Source organism: Hydrogenophaga sp. SL48 (assembly GCF_021729865.1).
In the GTDB taxonomy this organism is placed as follows: domain Bacteria; phylum Pseudomonadota; class Gammaproteobacteria; order Burkholderiales; family Burkholderiaceae_C; genus Hydrogenophaga.
The window spans coordinates 4,432,257-4,458,143 of the sequence record NZ_CP063400.1; the positions used below are offsets into that span (position 1 = coordinate 4,432,257).

The following is a 25,887-nucleotide window of genomic DNA, read 5'->3' on the forward strand; positions in this document are numbered from 1 at the left end:
GCGCATGTCGGCGGGATTTTGATCGACTGCACTGGCACTGCCCACCCGTCGCGGCAGGTCAGGCTTCTGCCATTCTTTCCACGTGTTGCTGTTCGAGCAGTCGCGAAACGATGCGCCGGGCGCGGTTGGCACCCACGTCGACGTGGATGTCGGTCCAGGTCGCCTGTTCCCCAAATTCAAGCATGTTCTTGTACTGGGCCTCGATCACCACGCGGTCTTCGTCGAAGGTGAAGGCCGTCTGCCTGATCACTTCGTCGATGTTCTCCGGCATGTCGGGGTGCTTGTTGCTGGACATGCTCCAGAAGTAGTGACAGGTCGCGTCGGTCTCGGGTGTGATGCCGTGGAAGCCGCGCATGTGGAAGCCGCCCCGATCCGGGTCGTCGATGGCGTCGGTGCCAGGCTCGACCGCGCCGGTCCAGATGCGGAGGTGCGACAGGTGGAATTCGATCTCCTGCCAGCGCTCGCATTTGTCACCGAAGGGCCAGGCCGCCTTGTAGGTGGGAGGCGGTGCGGAATCCGGCATCAGGCGCACGACACGCACGTGATCCCCCTCTGCGGAAACCTTCATCTCGGCATTCATGTGCAGGCGCGCGTTGCCCCCGATCGTCTTCAGGTGCACGTACCCGAGGTGGCTGAGGTCCAGCAGGTTGTCGTGGATGAGTTGCCACGGGGCGTTGTAGTGGTAGTTGCCGCTGCCGAACTTGTAGCGCGGGTCGTCGTGGTGCGGGTAGTCGGGTGCGCTGGTGGTCGGCGCGGTGCCGTCGACCTTGGGCATCCAGATCCAGAGGATGTGGTTTTTCTCGACCACCGCATACGCCTTGACCCTGGCCTTGGCGGGGATGCGCTCCTGGCCGGGGATTTCAATGCATTGGCCGCTGGGTGCGTACAACATGCCGTGGTACCCACAACGCACGCCGCCGCCTTCCACCGTGCCGCATGAGAGCGGCAACGAACGGTGGCAGCAACGGTCTTCCAGGGCCGCAAACTGCCCGTCGCCCGTGCGGAACAACACCACCTTGTGGTTCAGGAAGGTGCGTGCGATGGGTTTGTCGGTGAGCTCAGACGAGAACCCGGCCACGTACCACTGGTCGAGCGGGAAGGGGCTGGTGTCGGCTGTTCTGGCGGGCTGGATGGGGATGCAACGGGCGGTCATGAAAGTCTCCTTGTAGGGCAGGTGGTCAAAGTGCGGTCAGAGGTCGAGCACCAGCAGCGGTGAACAGGCCCTGGAGCAACAAGGCGTGAACTGGTCGTTGGCCTGGCGTTCGCTGTCGGTCAGAAAGCTGTCCCGGTGGTCGGGCGTGCCTTCGAGCACGCGCGTCAGGCAGGTGCCACACACCCCGGACTCGCAGGACACCGGCACCTCCACCCCATGGGCCGCCAGCACGTCGATGACCCGCTGGTCGGACGGCACCCGGAGCACCAGGCCACTGCTGGCCACGCGCACGTCGAACGCCGCGTCGTTTTCCGAGGCGGTCACCGTGCCGGCGAAGTACTCCCGGTGCAGCCGAGACTCGGGCCAGCCCAGCCTGCGGGCGGTGTCGAGCACATGGTCCATGAAGCCTGATGGTCCGCACACGTACAAATGAGTGTCAGCATCGGGCTGTGACAGCAACTGTTCAGCGTCCAGCCGCTGCTCGGGGGCGCCATCGTCGGCATGCACCTGCACCTGCGCGGCAAACGCCGACCGTGCGAGTTCGTCCACAAAGGCCATGCGGTGGCGTGAGCGGCCGCAGTAGTGCATCTCGAACGCGCTGCCGGCCCGGTGCAGGGTGGTCGCCATCGCCAGAATGGGCGTGACGCCGATGCCACCCGCCAGCAGCAGGCTGCGCGTGGCCGGTGCGAGGGGGAAGTGGTTCCTGGGTGCGCTCACCTGGAGCCGATCCCCCACGCGCACCCGTTCGTGCATGCCGGCCGAGCCGCCCCGCGACGCGGGTTCGCGCAGCACCGCGATGCGGTAGCGGCCCGTTTCAGCGGGGTCGTTGCACAGCGAATACTGGCGAACCAGCCCGGGGGCCACGTGCACGTCGATGTGCGCGCCCGCCGTGAACGCCGGCAAGGCCGCCGCTGAATCGGCCACCAGCTCGAAGCTGCAGATGCCGTCTGCCTCCTCCTTGCGTTGCGTTATCCGAACCGTCAATTCATTCATGGAGATGTCAGTCGTCTGAGGGCGGCCGTCGCTTGGCGACGGCCTGGGGGAAATGGACCTGCAGGTAGTCCTGCGTGGCCGTCTCCACGGCCGGAAGGTTTTCGTGCAGGCGGCGCAACAGGCCGAGCAGCACATCCACTTCTTTCTTGTTGAGCACCGAGAGGAAGGCACGCTCCCGCTCCATCGCCACGCCCTTGATCTGGTCGTGCAGCTCCCTGCCCTTGGGCGTGAGCACGGCGATGCGAAAGCGCCCGTCCGTTTCGTCGAGTTCGGTGCGGATCAGCCCCTTTTCCTGCATGCCCTTGAAGCAGCGGCTGACCGACCCTTTGTCCATGCCCACGATGCGCGACACCTTCTGCGCCGAGATCGAACCATCGATGGCCAGCAGCACCAGGCAGCGCCAGGTCTCGATCCCCACGTCAAAGATGTTCAGGTAGTGCTGTGAGGCACCGCGCGACAGCTTGTTGGCGATCCAGGTCAGGTAGGCCGGGGCGTACCGATCCAGGTTGACGGTGTCGGCCGACGCGTTGTCGACATCGACCGCATTGGTGGCCTTGGAGGGAGGGGTGGTTTTGCGGGTGTTCATGCGGAGATGCTAAACACCCGGTCAATGCACAGCCATGCCCACCCAGCGCTCCAGCGTCTCGGTGTCAGCGAGCAATGGGCCCGCGTTGGCGCTGTGCACGACCGTGCCGTGGTCCAGGATGACGGCGCGCTGGGCGTAGCCCAGGGCCTCATCGACCTGCTGCTCCACGATGATGACGGCGATGCCGGTCTCTTGGCTCATGTTGCTGAAAGCGCGCAGCAGCTCCAGGCGGATGAGCGGCGCCAAGCCCTCCAGCGGTTCGTCCAGCAACATCATCGACGGCCGCCCCAGGAGCGCACGGGCCACCGACAGCATCTGCTGTTCACCGCCCGACAGCTGGGTTCCGCCATTGCCGCGCCGTTCGGCCAGGCGCGGGAACAAGGCGTAGGCCTCGTCGAGTGCGCTGCGCGGACGCCGCTTGAGCCCCGCCAGCAGGTTCTCTTCCACCGTCAGCGAGGGGAAGATGTCGCGGGTCTGAGGCACATAGCCCAGCCCGAGATCGGCGCGTTGATGGGGCAGCAGGGCCGAGACATCCTGCCCCTGGAAATGGACCTTGCCGCTGCGCAAGGGCAGCAGGCCCATGATGGCGCGCAGCGCCGTGGTCTTGCCGACGCCGTTGCGGCCGATCATGGCCAGCCGTTCGCCTCTGGCGACTTCAAAGGTGAGCCCGTCCAGGACCGTGGTCGGGCCATAGCCTGCCACCACACCGTCGAGTTTCAGCATGGGTTCGTTCACTTTCCATTCCCCAGGTAGGCCGCGCGGACCAGGGGGTCGCGCCGGATCTCGTCGGGGGAGCCATCGGCGAGCACGGCACCGTCGGCCAGCACCAGGATGCGGGTGGCAAACCGGAACACCAGGTCCATGTCGTGCTCGATGATGAGCACGGCGATGTCGCGGGGCAGCGCGTCGAGCGACGCCAGCAGGCGCGCGCCATCGCCCTTGGGCACGCCGGCCATGGGCTCGTCCAGCAACAGGACCTTGGGGCGCAGGGCCAGCGCCAGCGCCATCTCGACCAGGCGCTGTTCGCCGTACGCCAGGTCCTGGGTGGGGGTGACCGCGTGGGCGGCCAGCCCGAAGCGCCGCAGGATGTCGAGCGCTTCCTGTTGCAGGACGGGGTAGGCGTCGATGCTGCCCCACATGCGACCCGTCAGACCTTCGCGCTCGAACAGCGCCAGCTCGACCTGCCGCTGCACCGCAAAGTGGGGCGCCAGCGTGGTGATCTGGAAGGTGCGGGCCAGGCCAGCGCGCACGCGGTGGGACTGGCTGAGCGCGGTGACGTTTTCGCCGCGCAGGAACACGTCGCCGGTGTCGGGCTGGAGCACCCCGCTGATCTGGTTGACCAGCGTGGTCTTGCCCGCACCATTGGGGCCGATCAAGGCCAGGCGATCACCTTCCCGCAGTTGAAACGACACGCGGCGGGTGACGTGCAGGCCCCCGAACCGTTTGTCCAGCGCTTGGACGTCGAGCAGAAGGCTCATAGGGCAACCTCCGCTCTTCGAGCTGCGGTGCGAGCTTGCTTGGGGCGGCCCGGCGCGGCGCTCATGCCGCACCTCCGGCGCGCTGGCGCATCCAGGCCCAGGCCTTGGCCGGGGACACCAGCACCACCAGCATCAGCAAGGCACCGACCACGAACAACCAGTGATAGGGGTTGATCGACGAGGCCGTGTGGTGCAACAGCGTGAACACCGCCGCGCCGACCAGCGCGCCGGTCAGGCGGCCCGCCCCACCCAGGATGAGCATGACCAGCGCCTCGGCCGACAAGGCAAACGACAGGCTGTCCATGCCGACCACGGCGTTGGTCTGGGCCGACAAGGCACCCGCCGCGCCCGCAATGGCCCCCGCCACCGTGTACAGCAACCACAGGCGGGCGAACACCGGTGTACCGAGCGCCGTCATGCGAGCGCGGTTTTCGTGAATGCCGCGCACCGCCAGACCAAACGGTGAATTCACCACGCGGCGCGCTGCATAGAAGAAAACGACCAACACCGCCAGCGCGTAGAACGAAGCCACCCGGCCTTCGAGGTCGAACTCAAACCGACCGAGGAGTGGCCCCATGACAAAACCAGCCAGTCCATCGTCGCCGCCCGTCCAGTCGCGTGCCTTCTGGGCCAGGCTGAGCAGGATCTGCGAGATCGCCACGGTCAGCATCAGGAAGGTGAAGCCCTGGTAGCGCAACAGAAACGCGCCCGACAGCCCGGCCAGCGCGGCACCGGCCACAATGCCCACGCCGAGTCCGAGCAACGGGTCGGGGAAGGCGTGCAGCCCAAAGATGCCGGCGGCGTAGGCCCCGACGCCAAACAGGGCGGCGTGCCCCAGCGTGGCCAGGCCCGCGACACCCACCACCAGGTCGAGCGAAAGCACGAACAAGGCGGTGATGAAGATGCGCGTCAACAGGCCCAGTTGTTCGGGCATCAGGGCGCAAGCCACGAGGCCCATGGCCAGCAAGACCAGCGGGGCCCGCCAGGCGGGTGCGCAGCGCGGTGCGCCTGGCCCCTGGGCTGCAGGTGCGCGCGCAGGGCGCGGCAGTGTCGTGGTGTTCATCGCTTGAGCAACCCGTTGGGACGCCAGGCCAGGATGGCGGCCATGGCCAGAAAGAAGAACAGGCTTCCCCATTCCGAGGCGAGGTACTTGCTGGCGGTCTCGATGACACCCAGCAGCACGGCCGCGGCCAGTGACCCGGCGATGCTGCCCATGCCGCCCACAGCCACCACCACGAGAACCAGCACCAGGTACTTGAGGGCGTAGTACGGCTCCAGCGGCATGAGTTCTGCGCCCAGGATGCCGCCGAAGCCGGCCAGCGCCGCGCCGGCCGCGAAGCTGGCGCATTGGACGGTGCGGATCGGGATGCCCAGGGCAGAGGCCGTGCCGCTGTGGTCGACGGCGGCCCGCAGCCAGATGCCGAAGCGGGTGCGCGTCACCGTCCAGGCCGCGGCCAGCGCCACCAGCAGCCCCGCGCCGATCACCAGCAAGCGCTGGGCGGGCAGGGTGCGGAAGCCCAGATCGACCGAACCCGCGAGGGACTCGGGCAAGGTGATCAGTTGCACCTGCGGCCCGGCCAGCGCATTGGTGGCGGCAATGAGCACAAAGCTCAGACCGATCGTGAACAGCACCTGGTCCAGCTCCTTGCGCTGGTACAGGTGGCGCAACACGAGGGCTTCGAGCACCGCCCCCAGAAGACCCGTCAACACAATGGCCGCCGGGACCGCCAGCCAGAAGCTCCACCCCGCCTCCCGGGTCAGCAGCGCCGCGCAATAGCCGCCCACCATGGCAAAGGCGCCGTGGCTGAGGTTGACAAAGCGCATCAGCCCCAGCGTGACCGACAGGCCGACCGCGATGACGAACAGCACCATGCCGTAGGCCAGCCCGTCGATCAGGATGTTGAAGAAGGTGTTCACGGGCGAGCGCTCATCGCAGGGAGGTCACCGGGTGTCGCAGCAGGCCGCTCATTTGTCCAGCCCGTGGTCGATGTGTGCGCCGAAGTTCTGCACTTCCTTGTTGACCAGCAGACCGCCCACTTTTTCAACCTTGCGCAGGTACACGTTCTGAACGATGTGGCGTGTCTTGGCGTCGATGCGCACCGGGCCGCGTGGGCTTTCCCACTTCAAGGATCGGGCGGCCGTGATCGCCTTCAGACCGTCCTTCTGGCCGCCGGTGGCCTCGATCATCTTGTGGATGACAAACATGCCGTCCCAGGCGCCCACCGAGGCGTAGTTCGCCACCACGTTCGGGTCCTGCTTCTTCAAGGCCTCGACGAACTGTTTGTTGGCGGGTGAGTCGTGCGCGCCGGAGTAGTGGAACGCGGTGGTCAGGCCGATGGCCGCGTCGCCGAGCTTTTGAAGGTCGAACTCGTCGGTCTCGGCCGTGCCCAGGAACTGCACGCCGGCCTTGGCCAGACCGTTTTCGTTGTACGCCTTCACAAAGCCCAGGTTGGGTGGGCCGCCCGGCAGAAAGGTGTAGACCGCCTGCGCGCCACTGGCCTTGATGCGCTGCACGAACGGGCCGAAATCGGTGGTGGCGATGGGCATGCGGATGCTCTCGACCACGGTGCCGCCCAGCTTGGTGAACTCGCTCTTGAAGGCGGTTTCGGCGTCGATGCCTGGGCCGTAGTCGGTGACGGCGGTCACCACCTTCTTCATGTTCTGCTTCGCCGCCCATTGCGCCACGGGCACCGTCACCTGCCACAGCGTGTAGCTGGTGCGGATGAAGTACTCGGACTTGTCGGTGATGGCCGATGTCGCGGCGTTGAAGATGACCGCGGGCGTTTTGGACTGCTGGATCAGCGGCGCGACCGCCATGGCGTTGGGCGTGAACACGAAGCCGCCGAGGTAGTCGACCTTGTCCTTGACGATCAATTCCTGCACCAGGGTTTTGGTCTGTCCTGGGTTGGGGCCGCCGGTGTCGCGGTAGATGAACTCGATGTCTTTGCCCGCCAGCTTGCCGCCTTGCGTGGCCACGTAGCCTTCAGCGCCGGCCTTGAACAGCGCACCGTAGTGGGCGAAGGGGCCGGAGAAGGGTCCCACGATGCCGACCTTGATGGTCTGGGCTTGCGCCTGGGTTGTTGCCAGCGAAAGGCCGGAGGCGGCGAGCAGTGCGCAGCCGATGGCGCGGCGGGTGAGGTTCATGGTGTGTCTCCAGGTGTGTGCGAAGCGCCTGGGTCATTCCAGGACCACGCGTCTTTGATCTGCGTCAATTATGGTTGGCAAAGCAACCAGTTGCAATACCAACTTCACAGGGTTTTCCCGTGTATCGACCGAAAGCCGGTCCCCGCTTTTGATGCAAGGCGAGCAAGCGTCGGCGCTGCAGGGCCCCGTGGCCCGCACCACAACGCGAGGGGGGTCACGGTGGCGCTGGCCGTGGTGGCCGAGCGCGGCGAACACCCACGGCACCTGGCGGGGCGACCGGGCGCTCAGCTGTTCGATGGCCTGATGGCGGGGCAGGGCTGGGTGCGGCGTGGGGCCGGGCGGGATGTGGCGGTGACGCCGCCGGGGCAGAGGGCGTTGTTGCCCCTGTTGGCCCCTCAAGCTTGAGGGGTCGGCCTGGTCAGGTCACGGTCCAGCAGGCAATCGATGAATGCACCCAGGACCGCCGCCTGGTGGTGCCGGTTCGAGTAGTAGACGAACAACCCTGGCCGTGTGATCGACCAGTCGGCGAGCACCTGCACGAGCTGCCCCTGAGCGAGGTGCTCATCGACGCGCTCACGGTCGAAGGCATAGGCAATGCCCAAGCCTTGCAATGCGGCGGCGACGCCGATCTCCGAGTGGTTGGTGACCAAGGGCCCGGACGCCGCCACCTCGATCCGCCGGCCCCTTTTCTCGAACGCCCACTGGTAGGCCCGGCCGTCGGTCTGCAGCCGCCAGTTGATGCAGGCGTGGTGATGCAGGTCGGCGGGTGATTGCGGCAGCCCGCGCCGGGCCACGTACTCTGGCGACGCCACCGCGACCATCTTCACGTCCGGCGTGAGGCGCACGGCGATCATGTCCTTCTCCAGCCGCCCGCCCACCCGGATGCCCGCATCGAAGCGGCCCGCGACGATGTCGCTCAGCCCGTCGTCGACCACGATGTCCAGCGTCACGTCCGGGAATGCTCGATGGAACCGGCCCAGCCGCGGCGCAATGATCTGCCGGGCCGCCATGCCCAGCGTGTTGATGCGCAGCGTTCCGCTCATCTGCCCCGCCGCCGCGCTGGCCTCGGCCACGGCGTCGTCCATCGCCCGGAACAGCGGTGCGATGCGGGCGTGCAGTTGCTCGCCCGCTGCGGTCGGCGCCACGCTGCGGGTGGTGCGGTTCAGCAGCCGCGCACCCAGCCGGGCTTCGAGCTGCCGGATGGTCTGGCTCAGCGCGGAAGGCGACACACCGAGGTGTTCGGCGGCACGCGCAAAGCTGCTGCGTTCGACCACGGCGGCAAAGGCTTTCAGTTCGGCGTAGTCGGAGCCGCGCATTGTGTACTCATTGCTAAACAACCCGTTCAGATTCTAGGTGATTCACTAATTTCTTCGGTGATCGCATTCTTGGGCCTTCACCCACCAGGAGCCTTCACCATGACCGATCTGAATCTTCCCGAACCCATCGCGGCCTACTTCTCGGCCGACCGGCAGAACCCCGATGCGCTGGCCCGCTGCTTCACGGCGCAAGCCACCGTGAAAGACGAAGGCCGGACCCACGCTGGCCTGGACGCCATCCGGGCCTGGAAGGCGGCCGCATCGGCCCGGTTCGCCTACACGACCGAGCCTTTCGCCCTCGATCAGGACAACGGGCACCACATCGTCAGCGGCCGGGTGGCCGGCAACTTCCCCGGCAGCCCGGTGAACCTGCACTACCGCTTTCGACTGGAGCGCGGCCTGATCGCATCGCTGGAGATCACCGCATGAGCTTTGATCTTCAACTTCAAGGCCAGCGCGCCCTGGTCTCGGGCGGTACCAAGGGCGTGGGCGCCGCCGTGGTGCGCGGCCTGCACGCGGCGGGTGTGCAGGTGATGACCTCGGCGCGTTCGCTGCCTGCGACGGCCATCGACGGCGTGACCTACATCGCGGCCGATCTCACCACCGCGCAAGGGGTGGCGGACGTGGCGCAATCGGTGCTCCGCCAATGGGGCGGCGTGGACATCCTGGTCAACGTGCTGGGTGGCTCCAGCGCGCCGGGTGGCGGCTTCGCGGCCCTGGACGATGCGCACTGGTTCAACGAGCTGAACCAGAACCTGATGCCCGCCGTGCGGCTCGACCGCGCGCTGCTGCCCGCCATGCTGGCCCAGGGTTCCGGCGTCATCGTTCACGTCAGCTCGATCCAGCGCCTGCTGCCGCTGCCGGAATCGACGACCGCCTACGCCGCGGCCAAGGCGGCCCTGTCCACCTACAGCAAGGCGCTGTCGAAAGAAGTGACCCCAAAGGGCGTTCGCGTGCTGAGCGTCGCGCCCGGCTGGATCGAGACGGAAGCCTCGGTGGCGCTGGCCGAGCGGCTGGCCCGCCAGGCCGGGACGGACCACGAGGGAGGCCAGCGGATCATCATGCAGTCATTGGGTGGCATCCCGCTCGGACGCCCGGCCAGGCCGGAAGAGGTGGCCGACCTGATCACTTTCCTGGTGTCACCGCGCGCGGGCTCCATCTCGGGTTCGGAGCACCTGATCGACGGTGGCACGGTGCCGACGGTTTAACACGGGCGCGCGGTTCGGACGGTCCTCTCAGCCCAAGGAACGGTTCGTCTCACGGCTCCAAGCGATCGAGACCGGCGGATCGGCCCCGTGACGGTCAGGCCCCGCTGCGCGTGGTGCCGCGAACGGCCCATGCCCGCGCGCGAAGCGAGAGGGCTCCGTCCGCCGAAGCCGGCGCCAGTGTGGACGCCAGCTGTCGCTTGAGGGCGGCGCGCTGGTCTTCCGGCAGCGACAGGGCGTAGGCCGGCGCGGGACCCTGTCCGCCGAGAAACGGTCGCCAGTAGTCGTCGAAGTCGGCGAACGCCGCCTGCACTTCGAGCGCGGTCGTGTCCACCTGAACGAACCCGGCCTGCTCGAACGCTGCCCGCAGCGCGGAGGGCCTGCACATCGGAAAGCGGGCGCCTTCGTGCAGTGGCGCCGCCGCGGGATCGAGGGCCACGGCGGCGTCCCAGAAGCACCTGATGACTTCCATGCCGTCGGCGTAGTCCCAGACGTAGGCCGCGACCGTGCCCCCGGCCACCGCGACCCGCGCCATCTCCGCCAGGGCCACCGGCAAGTCCGGGATGAAATTCAGCACCAGCCCAGAGACGACCACATCGCAGGCGCCGTCGTCCTGCGGTATCGCGGCCGCGTTTCCTGCCAGAAACCGCGCCTTGCCGACGAGGTTCTGGTGGGCCGTCTTGATGAACCCTTCCGAGGGCTCCACGCCCACCACACTGACCGGCCCGCAGCGGTCCAGGATGGCGGCCGTCAGCGCGCCGGTGCCGCAACCGACATCCAGCCAGCGTTGCCCCGGGGGCTGGTCCAGCCACGCCAGAAAGAGCGGTGCGGCCTTGCGACTCCAGCGGCCGATGTACTGCTCGTAAGGGCTTCCGCGTTCCCACGTATCGGAGACAAGAGGGGTGTTCATCGCTTGCCACCTCCGGGGGCACGACTCGCGGCCGGTGATTTGCACGGCGGCGGGGGTGCCGCAGTGGCTTTGGCTCGAGCGGGGGACGATAGGCCGATTCGCCCCGCGGTACAAGCGGCGCGTCCTGTGCGCACCGGAGACCACGCCATGAACCCCACCCGCACCGTGCTGCTCGCTGGCGCCACCAGCCTGGTGGGCGGACAGATGCTGCAAGCCCTGCTGGCCGACCCGACGGTGGCGCAGGTGCACGCGCTGACCCGCCGCAATCTGAACCTGAGCCACCCCAAGCTGCGGCCCCTGCGCGTGGACTTCACCCACCGGCCTGCGCTGCCGCCTGCCGACGAGCTCTACCTCGCCCTGGGCACCACCATCAAGGTGACGGGCAGCCAGGCCGCCTTCCGCGCGGTGGACTTCGACGCCAACCTCGCGGTGGCGCGCGCTGCCGTGGCCGTGGCCGTGGCCGCGGGCGTGCGGTGGCGCAGGCCTTGGTGCGCACCGTGCCGACTGCGCAGGGTGTGGTGGTGCTGGCATCGGACGCACTGGCCCGCATCGGCCTCTGAGGACGGCGACCTGAGCAAAGGCGCCCGCGCCCGGCGCGAAATGGTGCGGGCCCGCCGTCAGTCCCTGGCCTTCGGTTTGAAGATGTGCACCGTCTCGCCGCGCGCCAGCATGGCCACCAGCTGTGCAATGCGTCGGGCGCGCGTCTCGGGCTTCACGGCGGTCTGTATGCGCCACAACACCGCGTAGCGGTTGCTGGCGTTGATCGTGGCAAAGAAGGCCTTGGCCAGCGGCTCTGCGTCCAGCGCCGCCAGCAGGTCGTCGGGCACCACCGACGTTCGCGCGCCGTCGTAGGCCCTGGCCCAGCGGCCGTCGGCCTGGGCCGCCTCCACTTGCGCGAGGCCCGGCGCCTGCATGCGCCCTGCCGCGGTGAGTGCCGCGACCTTCTCCACATTGACCTTCGACCAGACGCTGCGCGCACGCCGTGGCGTGAAGCGCTGCAGAAAGTGCTGGTCGTCCAGCCCTTTCTTCTGGCCGTCGATCCAGCCCCAGCACAGCGCGATGTCGACCGCTTCGGCATAGGTGACGCTGGGCTCGTCCGCACCCCGTTTGGCGATCTGGAGCCAGAGGCCATCGGAACTGGCGTGGTGCTTCTTCAGCCAGGTCTCGAACACCCTCGCGTTCTTGAACAGGCTCGGAGCAGGCAACGGCTGGTGGTCGGGTTCCCGGGTGCTCATCGCAACGTGGACGGCGCCTACGTCGCGTGGGCGCGAAGCCAGGCCACGATGTCGGCCGTCACCTCATCGCGGTTGCTCTCGTTCAGGATCTCGTGGCGGGCGCCGGGGTAGAGCTTCACCGTCACATCGACCAGGCCCGCCTCGCGGTAACGCTGGCCCAGCAGCTGGATCAGCGCGCCGCCACCCGCCAGCGGGTCGGCATCGCCGGAGGCGATCAGCACCGGCAGGTCGCGGCGAATGCAGGCCAGCCGCGCCGGGTCGGCCACGCGGGACGCGGGCTCGAACAAGGCGGGAATCACGTCGGCCGGCACGTCCCAGCCGCACCAGGGGTTCGCCACGTAGGCGTCCACCTCGGCGGGGTCGCGGGACAGCCACTCGTAACCCGTGCGGTGTTCAAAACCCGCGTTGAAGGCTTCGAGCCCGGCGGGTGCGTCCGCGGGCGCGTTGGCCATGGCGGCGCCAAAAGCGTCCAGCGCGGTCGAGCCGGACAGCACCACGCCCGACCATGTCGATGCGTGGTCGAGCATGGCCGCCTGCGCGGCGAACGACCCCATCGAATGCGCGAACAGGAACACCGGCAGGCCGCCGTGCTGCGCGCGCAGCGCGGCGCCGAACTGGGCCACGTCGGCGATCAGGCCGCCGAACCCGGCGGCGCCGAAGTCGCCCAGCCGTCCGTTGGCGGTGCGCCCGTGCCCACGGTGGTCGACCGCGTGGACCACGAAGCCGGCCGCATTGAGCGCCCGGGCAAACCGGTCGTAGCGTTCGCCGTGTTCGGCCAGCCCGTGGGCGATCTGCACCACGCCGGTGGGTTGGTCGGCCACGTCGGCCCAGGTGTAGGTCACGATCGGGGTGCGGTCGGCGTCGGAGAGAAAGGAGGAGGTTGAGGTGTTCATCGTTTCATTCTCACCCCGCAGACGCTCCACGCAACCTAGTGAAAACGGCAAGGCGCGCCGCACGGATCGACCTCCGTGCCGACCGCACTTCGCGTCAGGCGTCGATCTGCATCGCCGGACGCGCCTGCACCTTCTGCAGCCAGGCGTTCGTGGTCGGGTGGGCCGCCACCGGGGCACCCAGGTAGACGCTGTAGCCGATCACCGAGGCCACGATCAGGTCGGCCAGCGTGTACGCCTCGCCGAGCAACCAGGGCCTCTGGCTCAGGCGACCGTCGAGCACGGTGAGCAGTTCGTCCAGGGCCTTGTGCGCCGCGGTGCCGTGCGCGTCGTCGGGCGTGCCCATGTCTTTCGCGGCCTGCATCCGAAACACCTGCGCGCCGTAGGTCACGTAGGACCAGGTGCTCCACGACATGGCCTGGAGATGCTCCGGCGTGCCGCCGGCCGGCCACAGGCCGCTCTGCACGCCATAGGTGTGGCCCAGCCACAGCTCGATGGCCAGCGCCTCGAACATCGGCGCGCCGTCCACGGTGATCGTGGGCACCTTGCCGTTGGGGTTGAGGGCCAGGTAGTCGGGCCGGCGCTGCTCGCCGGTGGTGATGTCCACCTTGACGCGCTCGTGCGGCACGCCGAGTTCGGCGAGGGCGCAGGCGACCGGGGTGGCGCTGGACATGGGGTGCCAGTAGAGAACGATCTTGGACATGAGGGGCTCCTTGGTGGTGTGGGTGGCGGGCCCGGCACCGCGCCGAACCCGTGGCCACAATGTCGCGGCCATTGCGGACAGTTACGGCCCTCAATCAACGCTAGAGTTCGGCCATGCTGTCATCGTCCTCGCGCCTGCTGCGCGTCCTCTCGCTGCTGCAGACCCGCAGCCACTGGGCCGGCCCCGAGCTGGCCGAGCGGCTGGCGGTGCACCCGCGCACGCTGCGGCGCGACATCGACCGGCTGCGCCAGCTCGGCTACCCCATCCACGCCAGCAGCGGCGTGGCGGGCGGCTATGCGTTTCGCGCGGGGCAGACGCTGCCGCCGCTGCTGCTGGACGACGAAGAGGCGCTGGCGGTGGCCATTGCCTTGCAGATCGCCGCGGCCGGCACCGTGAGCGGTGTGGAAGAAAGCTCGCTGCGCGCGCTGGTGAAACTGGAACAGGTGATGCCCACCCGCCTGCGCCGCCGCACGGGCGCGCTGCGCTCGGCCATCGTGCCGGTGCAGCGCATGGGGCCCACCATTGATGCGGGCGTGCTGGCCACCCTGGCCACGGCCTGCCGCGACCAGTTGCAGGTGGGTTTCAGCTACCGCGACCTGCGCGGCCAGGCCAGCGTGCGCCAGGTGCAGCCGCACGGGCTGGTGCACACCGGCCACCACTGGTACCTGGTGGCCTGGGACCCGGCGCGCGACGACTGGCGCACCTTCCGCATCGACCGCGTGCAGGGCACACCCCGCACCGGCGCGCACTTTGCGCCACGCCCGCCGCCCGCGGGCGACCTGCGCGCCTACGTCACCGGGGCCATGGCCGGCGTGCACCAGCAGGGCGAGCAGGCGCGCGTGGTGCTGCACCAGCCGCGCGAGGTGATGGCGAAAACCATTCCGCCATCCGCCGCCACGCTGGAAGCGATCGACGACGCGCACTGCCTCATGCTCTGCGGCACCGGCCAGCTGGACTCGCTGGTCTACTGGCTCATGGCGCTGGACGTGGAGTTCGATGTGCTGGAGCCGCCTGTGCTGAAGGAGCGGTTGCGCCGGGCGAGTGAGCGGGTGGGGCGGAGTCTGGCGCGGGGTGGTGGGTGAGCGTTAGTGGCGCTATGACGAGGATTCATCGTCCATAGGATCGAAAGATGGGTAAGAGCCGAACTGCCCGTTATCCCGGAAAGAAGCCCCCCATCCGTAGCTTCCATCCATGTCGGGTTCACCTCTACCACCACCCGCAGACCGCATATCACCTTGAGAACCTGCTAGTGCAGAATGACTTTGTGTGTTCTTGCCATCACCCATTTGCACACCATGTGACAAACGAAGGTGAGCAAAGAGCGACTTCTGGTCAGGAGCGACTACCGGACAACGAGGGCATTTCACGACATTCGGGGGCAAACTGTCGCTTGAGGAGCTCAGGCCAGAGGCTGCGTGCCGACTCGATCCCCGAGAAGGCGTTTGAATCACTTCTTGGTGAACTCTTCTCAAGTGCTTCTCAAGGTTCTTCGGATTTAGAAGAACCATGCAAGTAGGGCACCGAGCCTGACCAGATGGAAGAGCTGACTTGTTGTGGTCGTAACTGACGACCGCGCTCGCTTTATGCACACGTTGAACGTGGTCAGTCATGCGGCTCGCTCTAACTTCAACACCGCAGTGTGAACAAAGAACCAGTTTGTTCCCGTCGGAATATGTAGCCAGTACCCCTGGCTCTGCATTTGCCAAAGCTTCATCGAGTGCCGCTTTCCTCGTCTCGATGACCTGCTTTGGCTTCTTCTTTCTCTTCTTAGACTTCGTGCTTAACTTCGGCTTGAGAGCGGCCTGTCGGGCCATTTCGCTGACATTCGGGTGCGGCCGTCCCACACTCACAGGCCGATCTATTAAGCCAGTGCCAAAGCACCGAAAGCAGTTGGGGTTTTCGCCCCCACATGAACACGGAAATCTATCCATCGCTCACTTTCCTGAAATCAACTCCAAGAATGTAAGCCCCTCCGAATCTGGGAGACTGGAAGCAAGCGCCGAATCATCCTGCACATACCAACGCAGATTCCGATCTCTGCATCTCGAAGCGTGGGGTGCAACAACCCATGGAATGAACAGGTATGGATTCACCAGACGAAATCGCTTAATCACTGCAACGCGCCATCCAAGCCCGCCAACGCCCCAGCGCGGTGATGTCGGTCCCGCCCTCCACCCCAATCGCCACACACACAAACCCGCTCACCCAAGAACCGTCGGCCAGCTTCACCTTGCTGATGCCCAGCGGCGCCGGGATGCCGTCGGCAAAGCTGCCGAAGTGTTCGGCGGGGAGTTCCCACACCTCCATGTCAATGGCGGCGCCGCCTTCCTTGACGCGCACCATGCCGGGCCGCTGAAGGAGCGGCCGCGCTGTGTCTGCCGAGTACTTTGCGGCGGAGCACTGCGATGCCAAGCACCAGACGGTGCAGGTTGGCTGGTGCTGGTGGAAGGCCCTTTCCGGCAAGTCACATTTTTACCCGGGTTTTATTGACTTAAAAATATTACCCGGGTAATATACAAAGCACGGACCACGCAGTGCGGCGTTGGTGCCGACGATCCTGGCCATGGTCAGGATCGTTGCGTCGAATGGCCCGTAGCCGTGGCACTGAAAGCGCGCCTCGCGCCTGGCAGGCTCGTTCTGAACCTGTCCTGCCGCACAGCCTCTGTGACTGTCATAAGGAAAGAAAAAATGGACTCTTCCGCCAACCTGGCGTCGCGCTCAGCGCGACGGGCGGCCGCGCGCCAGGCGCGCGACAGCTTCCCGCCCATGGGCGTCTATGCCATCCGCGACCGCGCGAGCGGTCACCTGCTGCTCCGCGCGAGCCGCAACGTGCACGCGTCGCTGAATCGCGCTCGCTTTGAGCTGCGCATGGGCAAGCACGCGGACCGTGTGCTGCAGGCAGAGTGGAATCGCAGCGCCGCAGACGGACTCGCCTTCGAAGTGCTGGAACTCGTGAAGGAACGCGAGGATGCGGACTTCGACTATGCGGGCGAACTGAAAGCGTTGGAGCAGATCCACCGCGAACTGCAAGGGCTGGCACCATGAGCAAAGAAGCCTTGCACGCCTGCGTGGACCAGCACCTGAAGCACGCAGCCTTGGTGTTCATGCTCGACAACGAGCTCGGTACCCATCACGGCCTGTCGTGGACCGACTTCGTGCTGCTGATGGTGCTGGACGCCGCCGGCGGCGCTGCGCCCGCGACGGAGCTTGCACGCACCTTGTACACGCCGGCCTCGCACTTGCTTCTGCGGCTACTGCCGCTCGAGAAGACGGGGCTGGTGGAGCGCGCTTCAGATGGCGACGGCAAGCGCCGCGTCACGCTGCGCCCGCAAGGCCGGCGGCTGCTGTACGAAGCGCGGGACACGGCCGCGAACACCTGTTAGCCCCTGGTGTCGTCTCGGCGCCCACTACTCGTGGAGCAAGCCCGATCTGGGACATGCGGGCAACGTGCCAACAACCATCCCACGGATGGTCGGCATGGGGTCCGAATTCGCCATGGGTCTCCAACCTGCTCTGGCCACCGACGTCCTCCTCATGTCCGGTCGGTCAAAGCAAGCCATCGACAAGAGAGCGCATGCAAGTGCTCTCCCATTTCCTCCACCCGAGCCGGCGACCCGTGGTCGTCTAAAGGAACACGGGGCCGGGCATCATCGCGCCAACCAGGCCCGCAAGTTGCCCAGCGCCGTGATGTCGGTGCCGCCCTCTGCCTCATGCTCTGTGGCGCGGGCCAGCTGGACTCGCTGGTCTACTGGCTCATGGCTCATGGCTCATGGCTCATGGCTCATGGCTCATGGCGCTGGACGTGGAGTTCGATGTGCTGGAGCCGCCCGTGCTGAAGGAGCGGCTGCGCCGGGCGAGTGAGCGGGTGGGGCGGAGTCTGGCGCGGGCGGCGGGTGAGCCACCGACCAGCTGAACTTGCATCTGGTCGAGCAGGGCTGGGTGCGGCACGAAGTGGGACGGGAGAGTTGAGCAACGAGCGCTTGTCAGAAGAAGTGAGCTTGGACAGGGCTATACAAACATCTGGTTTTTTGTACAGCCTGCGGTAGACTGCGGAGCCACACCTGCCCCCAAATATCAGCACCATGTCCTTGGTCTCCATCGCACTCAAGCAGCCTTCACTGCTGGACCAGTGCCCTGTCACAGCGGCCGTGGAGCAGTTGGCGTCCACAGGTGGCATCGAGGAACGGGGTGCAGTGAACACCAGGCGCGAGGTTGCCGACTTCATCCTCGATCTGAGCGGCTACACCGCCAACAAGCCCTTGCACACACTGCGTCTGCTGGAGCCCTCGTTCGGCGATGGTGACTTCCTGGTTCCCGCTGTCGAGCGACTGCTTCAAGCGTGGCAAGCGGCTGGCGCAGAAGGCGAACCGCTGGTCACGCTGGGGCCATGCATCCGCGCCGTTGAACTGCATCGCCACACCTACGAGAGAACGTTTGCGGCGATCGCGCGACTGCTCACCGACTTCTGCATTCCCGCCAGCGCGGCCCTTGCGCTGGCCGACCATTGGCTCCTTTGCGGCGACTTCCTTCTGGCCGATCTGCCCAACAACTTCGACGTGGTCGTCGGGAATCCGCCGTATGTGCGCCAGGAGCTCATTCCCCCAGTGCTCCTGGCCGAATACCGCAGCCGCTACCACACGGTGTACGACCGCGCCGACCTCTACATCCCCTTCATCGAGCGCTCTTTGCGCGCACTCAAAACGGGAGGCGTGCTGGGCTTCATCTGTGCCGACCGCTGGATGAAAAACCGCTACGGCGGTCCGCTGCGTTCCATGGTCGCCAAAGACTTTCATTTGCGGGTGTTCGTGGACATGAGCAATGCCCCGGCCTTTCACACCGACGTGATCGCCTACCCAGCCGTCACCATCATTGGTCGTGAAAAAGCCGGCGTCACACGCACTGCCAACAACCCGGAGATTTCTGCCGGGGCCTTGAGCCATTTGGCGAGCGAGCTGCTGGCCCCCGTGACAGAACCTGCTGCTTCATCGGTCAGGGAAATGGTCAGCGTCACCGCGGGTGCCGAACCCTGGATTCTGGACAGCTCCGACCAGATGGCCGTGCTCCGGCGCCTGGAGCGCGATTTCCCCACGCTGGAAGAAGTGGGTTGCAAGGTCGGCATCGGCGTTGCCACCGGCGCAGACAAAGCCTTCATCGGTCCATACGACGAACTCGATGTCGAAGACGATCGCAAGCTGCCACTGGTCATGACCCGAGACATCCAGTCTGGCCGCGTCATCTGGCGAGGTTTCGGCGTGATCAACCCATTCAAGGACGGCCCAGGATCTGGTCTGGTGGACCTTGCCGACTACCCACGGCTCCAGCGCTATCTGGAAGCGCACAAAGACGCTATCTGCCGTCGGCACGTCGCTCAGAAGACCCCGGCCAACTGGTACCGCACCATCGACCGCATCACCGAGTCCCTGATCCATGAGCCCAAACTGCTCATCCCGGATATCAAAGGTGAAGCACAGATCGTCTACGACGAAGGAAAGTTCTACCCACACCACAACCTGTACTTCGTCACATCAACCACCTGGGATTTGCAGACACTGCAGGCGGTTCTGCTCTCCAGCGCGGCCCGGCTGTTCGTGGCGAGCTATTCCACCAAGATGCGTGGTGGCTTCCTCCGCTTTCAGGCGCAATACCTGCGCCGCATCCGGTTGCCTCGGTGGGAGCAGGTACCCGCTGGTTTGCGAGAAGAGCTGCGCACAGCCGCGCAGGCCCTGGACATCGCGGCATGTAACCGCGCGGTATTCAAGTTGTACGGGCTGACGGCTGCTGAAGCCTCGGCTCTCGGAGGAAATGGCGAGTAACGATGGCTCTCGACCTGGTCAATTACGAGGAGAAGGCAAAAAAGGCAGTTACTGCCTTCTGGGCCAACCGTGACGAAGCGCGCGAGAGGCAACTGGCATCCGGCAAGAGCGACCAGGGCGAGCGCGCTGGGGTGACATCTGGCAAGAACATGGACGGTTTTCTGGATTTGGTCATCGACCTCGTGAAAGCCAACGGGCTCTTGAATGCCGAAATCCACCAGAAGCGGGCCGTGGTGACACTGCCCGGCTACTTCCGCCCCACCAAACTCTGGGATCTGCTCGTCATTCACCAAGGCCAGCTCATTGCCGCCATTGAACTCAAGAGCCAAGTGGGTCCTTCGTTCGGCAACAACTTCAACAACCGAACCGAGGAAGCCATCGGTACGGCACACGACTTCTGGACCGCCTACCGCGAAGGTGCCTTCGGCAAACAAACCCTCCCCTTCGTGGGTTGGTTGATGCTGGTTGAAGACGCTCCGGCATCGCGCAAAGAGGTGAAAGACAAGTCGCCCCACTTCCCCGTGTTCAAAGAATTTCAGTGTGCGTCGTACCTGAAGCGATACGACGTGCTTTGCCAAAGACTGATGCAAGAGCGGCTGTACACCGCAGCGGCGCTCTTGACCTCGCCCAGAAACGCAAACAAATCGGGGGAACACTCGCCCATCTCCGACATGACCAGCCTCAAAACCTTCGTCACCACCCTGGCAGGGCATGTGGCGGGCGAGGCTGCACGGCTCGCCTGAGACCGTGCGGCGCACTGGTCGGTGAGGGCTCAGCCCTTCTCCGCCAACCAAGCCCGCCAACTGCCCAGCGCCGTGATGTCGGTCCCTCCCTCGACACCGATCGCCTCGCACACAAACCCGCTGACCCACGACCCATCGGCCAGCTTCACCTTGCCAATGCCCAGCGGCGCGGGGATGCCGTCGACGAAGCTGCCGAAGTGTTGGGTCGGCATCTCCCAGATTTCCATGTCGATGGCCGCGCCGCCTTCGGCCACGCGCACCATGCCGGGCCGCTGGACCGGGCCGCCGGCGAGCGCGTAGAACTTGTATTCCGCTGCGGACTTCACCGCGCCCAGCAGCCGCGCGCTGCGTTGCGTGAGTTGCCAGTTGAGCGGGAGGCCGCTCAGGTGCGCGCCGCAGACCGCCACCTTCACCGTGCCGGCGCCGAGCGCGCTCTTGGGCAGCTCGCCGATGGCGGGGGTGTTGACCAGCGGCGTTGCGGTTGCCCCCAATGACAAGGCCTGTGCGCGATGGAATCGGTCGGCCAGGCGCAGCAGGGGCACGTCCTTGTGCGCCGGCGCACCGAGCGTCACGCCCCAGGGCAGGCCGGCCGCGTCGCCGCTGGTCAACATGCCGGCGGGCACGGCGACGGCGCTGTAGTCAAGCAGGTTCATGAAGTTGGTGTAGTAGCCCAGGTTCGAGTTGAGGCGGATCGGGTCAGCCTGCATGTCGGCGATGCGGTAGATGGTGCCGGCGGTGGGCGTGAGCAGGCAGTCAATGTCTTTCCACACGGCGTCGCACACGCGCTTGAGGGCCTTCAGGCGGTAGCTGGCCGCGAACGCATCGGCGGCGGTCTTGCCGCGCCCGCCTTCGATGATGGTGCGCACGGGCGGGAACACGGCTTCGGGTTGGGCGTCGATGAAGTCTTTGATGGCCACGTAACGCTCGGCCACCCAGGGGCCTTCGTAGAGCAGGCGCGCGGCTTCGAGGAAGGGGGTGAGGTCCACTTCAACCGCGGTGCCGCCGAGGGCATGCAGGCGTTCGATGCTTTGCGCAAAGAGGGCAATGGCCGCGTCGTTGCCGAAGAAGTTGAGGTCCTGCGGGCGCGGCACGCCGAAGCGGAACGGGCCGGCCGAGAAGTCCACGCCGAAGGGCTCGGCTTTGCGGCTGAAGGCGTCGGCTTCGTCGTAGGCCGCAGTCACCGCCAGCACGGCCTGCGCGTCGGCGGCGGTGAGCGCCATGATCGACACCGTGTCCACCGTCCTGCAGGCCGGCACCACGCCGGTGGCCGAGAGCAGGCCGATGCTGGGCTTGAGGCCGACGAGGTTGTTGAAGCTGGCGGGCACGCGGCCCGAGCCGGCCGTGTCGGTGCCCAGTGAAAAACTCACCCAGCCTTTGGCGACCGACACCGCCGAGCCGGAGCTGGAGCCGCCCGAGATGAACGCGGGGTTGAAGGCGTTCTGGCAGGCGCCGTAGGGCGAGCGGGTGCCGTTCAGGCCGGTGGCGAACTGGTCGAGGTTGGTCTTGCCCAGCGGCACGGCGCCGGCCGCCACCAGCTGCTGGATCAGGAAGGCGCTCTCGCCGGGGGTGTACGCGAACTCGGGGCAGCCGGCGGTGGTGGGGATGTGTGCGAGATCGATGTTGTCCTTCAGCGCAAAGGGCACGCCGTAGAGCGGCAGGCTCGCCGGGTCCACGCCGTCGAGCCGCGCGAGGAAGGGTTCGATCTCGGCGTCGGTGAGGCGGTGGATGAAGGCGTGGTGGGTGTCGCTGGCGCAGCGGCGCATGGCTTCGGCGACCACGGCGCGCACGGTGGCGCCGCTGGCGTAGGCGGCTTGCAGGTTGGCGATGTCGAAGGAAAGGGTGCTGAGGTCCATCGGGGGCTCCGTGAAAAGGGTCTACATGTGTTTCAGTTGTCCATGGCGCCGGAGCGTCACCCGCGACGCATGAAGCGGTCCAATCCAGGGGCACCGAGGAACCGGCTCTGCCGGGCCTCTGGTGCCGCCCCCCTTGAGGGGGGTGACGCGAAGCGGCGCGGGGGGTGCGTCATTCCACCAGCACGAGCACGTTCTGCCCCGCAGCCACCGAGCCGCCCTGGGCGCACATGAGCTTGTGCACGGTGGCGCTGGCGGGCGCGAGCAGGTTGAACTCCATCTTCATGGACTCGATCACCATCAGCACATCGCCGGCCTGCACCTGCTGGCCCTCGCTCACCGCAACCTTCCACACGTTGCCGGGCACGCTGGTGGCGATCAGGCGCCCGCCTTCGGGCAGGTCGATCTCGCTGTCGGGACCGGCCGCTTCCACGTCGGCCTCGCTCGCCACCTCGGCCAGGCCGGCGGCGGCCCAGCGCTCGCGCTCGGCTTCAAATGCCACCTGCTGCGTGGCCTTGAAGGCGGCGATGCTGGCCGCGTTGTCGGCGAGGAAACGGCGGTGGTCCTTCAGGCTGAAGCTGCCTTCTTCGGTGCGCAGCGGGTAGCCACCGTGCGGGAAGTCGGCGCGGATGCGCAGAAGCTCGTCCTGGCTCACGGGGTGGAAGCGGATCTGGTCAAAGAAGCGCAGCAGCCAGGGTTGCTCGAACACGGTGCCCGCCTCGCCGTGGCGCCAGCGGTTCCACATCTGCAGCGTGCGGCCCACGAACTGGTAGCCGCCGGGGCCTTCCATGCCGTAGACGCAGAGGTAGGCGCCGCCGATGCCCACCGCGTTCTCCGGCGTCCAGGTGCGCGCCGGGTTGTACTTCGTGGTCACGAGGCGCTGGCGCGGGTCCAGCGGCGTGGCCACCGGCGCGCCCAGGTACACGTCGCCCAGGCCGAGCACGAGGTAGGGCGCTTCGAACACGATCTTGAACACGTCGTCGATGCTGTCCAGCCCGTTGATGCGGCGGATGAACTCGATGTTGCTCGGGCACCAGGGCGCGTCGGGCCGCACCGACTGCATGTACTTCTCGATGGCGAGTTTGGTCTGCGGGTCGTCCCACGACAGCGGCAGGTGCACCGTGCGGCTGGGCACCACCATGTCGTCCACCGGCGGCAGCGCGGCCTCGGTGGCGATCAGCACTTTCAGCAGCGCGTCGCGGGCCATCAGCGCCGGGTCGAAGTGCACCTGCAGCGAGCGGATGCCGGGCGTCATGTCGATGATGCCCGGCAGCTGGCCTTGGGCCTGCAGGTCTTTCAGCGCCGTCATGAGCACGTGCACGCGCAGGCGCAGTTCGATGTCCAGCACCAGCGGGCCGAACTCCAGCAGCACGTAGCGGTCGCCGGCCTGGCGCACCACCATGGCGGGCACATCTTCGCGGGCAGGGTCCTCAAAGATCACCGGTGTGGTGTGGGCCAGCGCGTCGTCGCTTGGCGTCGCGGGCAGCGCGCCGGCCAGGGAAGACAACGCGGCCTCCACCGCCGCTTCGCGCTCACCCGCCTGCGCCAGCGAGAGCCGGTGGAAACGCACCGTGTCGCCCGGTCGCAACTGGCCCAGCTTCCACAGCTCGGCGTTCACCACCACGGCCGGGCAGACGAAGCCGCCGAGGCTGGGGCCGTCGGGCCCGAGGATCACGGGCATGTCGCCGGTGAAGTCGATCGCGCCGATGGCGTAGGCGTTGTCGTGGATGTTCGACGGGTGCAGCCCGGCCTCGCCGCCGTCGGCCCGCGCCCACTGGGGCCGGGGGCCGATCAGGCGCACGCCCGTGCGGCTGCTGTTGTGGTGCACCTTCCAGTCGGTGGCGAAGAAGGTGGCGATGTCGTCGGGCTGGAAGAAGTCGGGTGCGCCGTGCGGTCCGTAGAGCACGCCCACGTCCCAGTGGTGGCCGTAGGTGGGGATCAGCGCGGCGGGTGTGGCCGCGGCCACGTGAGGGGCCGTGCCCGCGAGGTGCAGCACGTCGCCCGCGCGCAGGTGCCGCCCGGCATGCCCACCGAACTGACCCAGCGTGAAGGTGCTGCGGCTGCCCAGGTAGGCCGGCACGTCCAGCCCGCCCGCCACGGCCAGCGCGAGGCGCACGCCCGCTTCGGTGCGGCCCACGGCCAGCGTGCTGCCTGCGTTCACAAGAAGCGCCTGCCACATCGCCACCGGCTGGCCGTCCAGCATGAGCTTCACGGGTGCGCCGGTCACGGCCACCACGGCGTCGGTGTTGAAGCGCAGCGTGGGGCCGGCGAGCGTGATCTCCAGCGCGGCCGCGTCGGGCGCGTTGCCCACCAGCTGGTTGGCCAGGCGGTGCGCGTAGGCGTCCATCGGGCCGCTGGGCGGCACGCCCACGTCCCAGTAGCCGGTGCGGCCCGGCCAGTCCTGCACGCTGGTCTGCACGCCCGGCTCCAGCACCTCGATGGTGGCGGGCCGGTACTCGAAACTGTTGAGGAAACGCGTGACCTGCCGGCCTTCGCGGAACACCGCGCTGCGCACCACCTGTCGCAGGTAGCCCAGGTTGGTTTCGATCCCGGCCAGGCGCGTCGCGTCCAGCGCGGCTTCCATCTTCAGCAGCGCCTGTTCGCGGGTGTCGGCGGTGACGATGAGCTTGGCGAGCATGGGGTCGTACCAGGCGGGCACCTCGGTGCCGCGCTCGACCCAGCCGTCCACGCGGGCATGGTGTGGAGCGTCTGTGGGGAACACCACCTCGGTGAGCAGGCCCGCACAAGGCTGGAAGTTGCGCGCCGGGTCTTCGGCGTACAGCCGCACCTGGATCGACGCGCCGCGCAGCACCGGTTGCAGCGTGGTCAGCGGCGGCAGGTCGCCCGCGGCAAGCTGCAGCATCCAGGCCACGAGGTCGACCCCGCTCACCTGCTCGGTCACGCCGTGCTCCACCTGCAGGCGCGTGTTCACCTCCAGGAAGTAGAAGGCGCCGGTGGCCGCGTCGTAGACGAACTCCACCGTGCCGGCCGAGCGGTAGTTCACCGCCTGCGCCAGCCGCACGGCGGTGGCGTGCAGCTCGCTGCGTTGCGCGTCGCTCAGGCCCGGCGCCGGGGTTTCTTCGATCACTTTCTGGTTGCGGCGCTGCACCGAGCAGTCGCGCTCGCCCAGCGCGATCACGCCGCCCGCGCCGTCGCCAAACACCTGCACCTCGATGTGGCGCGCCTGCTCCACGTACTTCTCGATGAACAGGCCCGCGTCCTTGAAGTTGGCCTGCGCGAGGCGGCCCACGTTCTCGAACGCGTCGGCGAGTTCGGCGGCGTTCCACACCAGCCGCATGCCGATGCCACCGCCGCCCGCCGTGCTCTTGAGCATCACCGGGAAGCCGATGCGCTGTGCCTCGGTTTGCGCCTGCGCCTTATCGCTCAACAGCCCCGAGCCCGGCAGCAGCGGCACACCACGCTGCTGCGCCAGATCACGCGCTGTGTGTTTCAAACCAAAGGCGCGCATCTGCGCCGGCGTGGGGCCGATGAAGGCGATGCCCGCGGCCTCGCAGGCTTCGGCGAAGCCCGGGTTTTCCGACAGGAAGCCGTAGCCGGGGTGGATGGCCTGCGCGCCGCAATCTTGTGCGATCTGCAGGATGCGGTCGGCGCGCAGGTAGCTCTCTGCCGCGGGTGCCGGGCCGAGCAGGTAGGCCTCGTCGGCTTCGCGCACATGGCGCGCCTGCGCGTCGGCTTCGGAATACACGGCCACGCTCTGCACGCCGAGCGCTTTGAGCGTGCGGATGATGCGGCAGGCGATGGCGCCGCGGTTGGCAATCAGGACCTTGCTGAACATGGAGTCTCCGGGGCAGGCCGTCCTGCAAATGGGGCTGGAAGCTGCGGGCCGTCCCGCAGCAGCGGTTCACAC

General features: G+C 67.1%; 24 protein-coding genes. 8 read left to right on the forward strand and 16 right to left on the reverse strand.

What is annotated here, in order from left to right; translation table 11 throughout:
• Positions 1-58: 58 nt before the first annotated feature.
• The 9 genes from IM738_RS20965 to IM738_RS21005 all read right to left on the reverse strand — a co-directional run bounded on the left by IM738_RS20965 (position 59) and on the right by IM738_RS21005 (position 8,670).
• On the reverse strand, positions 59-1,153 hold the full coding sequence (locus tag IM738_RS20965) for an aromatic ring-hydroxylating dioxygenase subunit alpha (protein ID WP_236962961.1): 1,095 nt from the start codon (positions 1,151-1,153) through the stop codon (positions 59-61).
• A gap of 36 nt (positions 1,154-1,189) precedes the next feature.
• On the reverse strand, positions 1,190-2,146 hold the full coding sequence (locus tag IM738_RS20970; RefSeq protein ID WP_236962962.1) for a PDR/VanB family oxidoreductase: 957 nt from the start codon (positions 2,144-2,146) through the stop codon (positions 1,190-1,192).
• Positions 2,147-2,153: 7 nt separating this feature from the next.
• A complete protein-coding gene (locus tag IM738_RS20975) occupies positions 2,154-2,732 on the reverse strand; it encodes a MarR family winged helix-turn-helix transcriptional regulator (protein WP_236962963.1) in 579 nt (192 codons plus the stop codon).
• A 21-nt stretch (positions 2,733-2,753) separates the two neighbouring features.
• Positions 2,754-3,455, reverse strand: a complete 702-nt coding sequence (locus IM738_RS20980; RefSeq protein ID WP_236962964.1) for an ABC transporter ATP-binding protein — start codon at positions 3,453-3,455, stop codon at positions 2,754-2,756.
• Between the two features lie 8 nt (positions 3,456-3,463).
• On the reverse strand, positions 3,464-4,210 hold the full coding sequence (locus tag IM738_RS20985; protein ID WP_236962965.1) for an ABC transporter ATP-binding protein: 747 nt from the start codon (positions 4,208-4,210) through the stop codon (positions 3,464-3,466).
• A 61-nt stretch (positions 4,211-4,271) separates the two neighbouring features.
• On the reverse strand, positions 4,272-5,273 hold the full coding sequence (locus tag IM738_RS20990; protein WP_236962966.1) for a branched-chain amino acid ABC transporter permease: 1,002 nt from the start codon (positions 5,271-5,273) through the stop codon (positions 4,272-4,274).
• Positions 5,270-6,127 carry a branched-chain amino acid ABC transporter permease gene (locus IM738_RS20995; protein ID WP_236962967.1) on the reverse strand — a complete coding sequence of 286 codons (858 nt, stop codon included), beginning with the start codon at positions 6,125-6,127 and terminating at the stop codon, positions 5,270-5,272. Before IM738_RS20995 ends, IM738_RS20990 begins: the two co-directional genes overlap by 4 nt.
• Before the next feature lie 48 nt (positions 6,128-6,175).
• The gene (locus IM738_RS21000) at positions 6,176-7,354 is read right to left on the reverse strand and encodes an ABC transporter substrate-binding protein (RefSeq protein WP_236962968.1); all 1,179 of its coding nucleotides are present in this window, start codon (positions 7,352-7,354) and stop codon (positions 6,176-6,178) included.
• Positions 7,355-7,749: 395 nt separating this feature from the next.
• Entirely contained in the window at positions 7,750-8,670 is a 921-nt protein-coding gene (locus IM738_RS21005) for a LysR family transcriptional regulator (RefSeq protein WP_236962969.1), read from the reverse strand.
• Positions 8,671-8,769: 99 nt separating this feature from the next.
• Here IM738_RS21005 and IM738_RS21010 point away from each other — a divergent pair, with 99 nt between their 5' ends.
• A complete protein-coding gene (locus IM738_RS21010) occupies positions 8,770-9,099 on the forward strand; it encodes a nuclear transport factor 2 family protein (protein ID WP_236962970.1) in 330 nt (109 codons plus the stop codon).
• A complete protein-coding gene (locus IM738_RS21015) occupies positions 9,096-9,878 on the forward strand; it encodes an SDR family oxidoreductase (RefSeq protein WP_236962971.1) in 783 nt (260 codons plus the stop codon). Before IM738_RS21010 ends, IM738_RS21015 begins: the two co-directional genes overlap by 4 nt.
• A 94-nt stretch (positions 9,879-9,972) precedes the next feature.
• On the opposite strand, the gene IM738_RS21020 is transcribed toward IM738_RS21015, so the two are convergent.
• The 4 genes from IM738_RS21020 to IM738_RS21035 form a co-directional block, all read right to left on the reverse strand.
• On the reverse strand, positions 9,973-10,785 hold the full coding sequence (locus IM738_RS21020) for a class I SAM-dependent methyltransferase (protein WP_236962972.1): 813 nt from the start codon (positions 10,783-10,785) through the stop codon (positions 9,973-9,975).
• A gap of 617 nt (positions 10,786-11,402) precedes the next feature.
• Positions 11,403-12,020 carry a YdeI/OmpD-associated family protein gene (locus IM738_RS21025; RefSeq protein ID WP_236962973.1) on the reverse strand — a complete coding sequence of 206 codons (618 nt, stop codon included), beginning with the start codon at positions 12,018-12,020 and terminating at the stop codon, positions 11,403-11,405.
• A 17-nt stretch (positions 12,021-12,037) separates the two neighbouring features.
• Positions 12,038-12,913 (reverse strand): alpha/beta fold hydrolase, encoded by an 876-nt coding sequence (locus IM738_RS21030; protein WP_236962974.1) that lies wholly within the window; start codon positions 12,911-12,913, stop codon positions 12,038-12,040.
• Between the two features lie 94 nt (positions 12,914-13,007).
• Positions 13,008-13,613, reverse strand: coding sequence for a glutathione S-transferase family protein (locus tag IM738_RS21035; RefSeq protein WP_236962975.1), 606 nt, complete (start codon positions 13,611-13,613; stop codon positions 13,008-13,010).
• Positions 13,614-13,726: 113 nt separating this feature from the next.
• Between IM738_RS21035 and IM738_RS21040 the strand changes: the two genes are divergently transcribed.
• Entirely contained in the window at positions 13,727-14,695 is a 969-nt protein-coding gene (locus tag IM738_RS21040) for a helix-turn-helix transcriptional regulator (RefSeq protein ID WP_236962976.1), read from the forward strand.
• Between the two features lie 1,024 nt (positions 14,696-15,719).
• On the opposite strand, the gene IM738_RS21045 is transcribed toward IM738_RS21040, so the two are convergent.
• On the reverse strand, positions 15,720-16,076 hold the full coding sequence (locus IM738_RS21045) for an allophanate hydrolase-related protein (protein ID WP_442908455.1): 357 nt from the start codon (positions 16,074-16,076) through the stop codon (positions 15,720-15,722).
• A gap of 225 nt (positions 16,077-16,301) precedes the next feature.
• On the opposite strand from IM738_RS21045, the gene IM738_RS21050 reads away from it, so the two are divergent.
• The 5 genes from IM738_RS21050 (at position 16,302) to IM738_RS21070 (ending at position 20,169) form a co-directional block, all read left to right on the forward strand.
• Entirely contained in the window at positions 16,302-16,658 is a 357-nt protein-coding gene (locus tag IM738_RS21050) for a GIY-YIG nuclease family protein (RefSeq protein WP_236962978.1), read from the forward strand.
• Positions 16,655-16,996 carry an AsnC family transcriptional regulator gene (locus IM738_RS21055; protein ID WP_236962979.1) on the forward strand — a complete coding sequence of 114 codons (342 nt, stop codon included), beginning with the start codon at positions 16,655-16,657 and terminating at the stop codon, positions 16,994-16,996. Before IM738_RS21050 ends, IM738_RS21055 begins: the two co-directional genes overlap by 4 nt.
• A 386-nt stretch (positions 16,997-17,382) precedes the next feature.
• Positions 17,383-17,526 (forward strand): hypothetical protein, encoded by a 144-nt coding sequence (locus IM738_RS21060; protein ID WP_236962980.1) that lies wholly within the window; start codon positions 17,383-17,385, stop codon positions 17,524-17,526.
• Positions 17,527-17,695: 169 nt separating this feature from the next.
• A complete protein-coding gene (locus IM738_RS21065; protein WP_236962981.1) occupies positions 17,696-19,426 on the forward strand; it encodes an Eco57I restriction-modification methylase domain-containing protein in 1,731 nt (576 codons plus the stop codon).
• A 2-nt stretch (positions 19,427-19,428) separates the two neighbouring features.
• Entirely contained in the window at positions 19,429-20,169 is a 741-nt protein-coding gene (locus tag IM738_RS21070) for a PaeR7I family type II restriction endonuclease (RefSeq protein WP_236962982.1), read from the forward strand.
• Between the two features lie 29 nt (positions 20,170-20,198).
• On the opposite strand, the gene atzF is transcribed toward IM738_RS21070, so the two are convergent.
• Entirely contained in the window at positions 20,199-22,022 is a 1,824-nt protein-coding gene (atzF, locus tag IM738_RS21075; RefSeq protein WP_236962983.1) for an allophanate hydrolase, read from the reverse strand.
• A gap of 169 nt (positions 22,023-22,191) precedes the next feature.
• Positions 22,192-25,815 carry an urea carboxylase gene (uca, locus tag IM738_RS21080; RefSeq protein ID WP_236962984.1) on the reverse strand — a complete coding sequence of 1,208 codons (3,624 nt, stop codon included), beginning with the start codon at positions 25,813-25,815 and terminating at the stop codon, positions 22,192-22,194.
• Between the last annotated feature and the right edge of the window lie 72 nt (positions 25,816-25,887).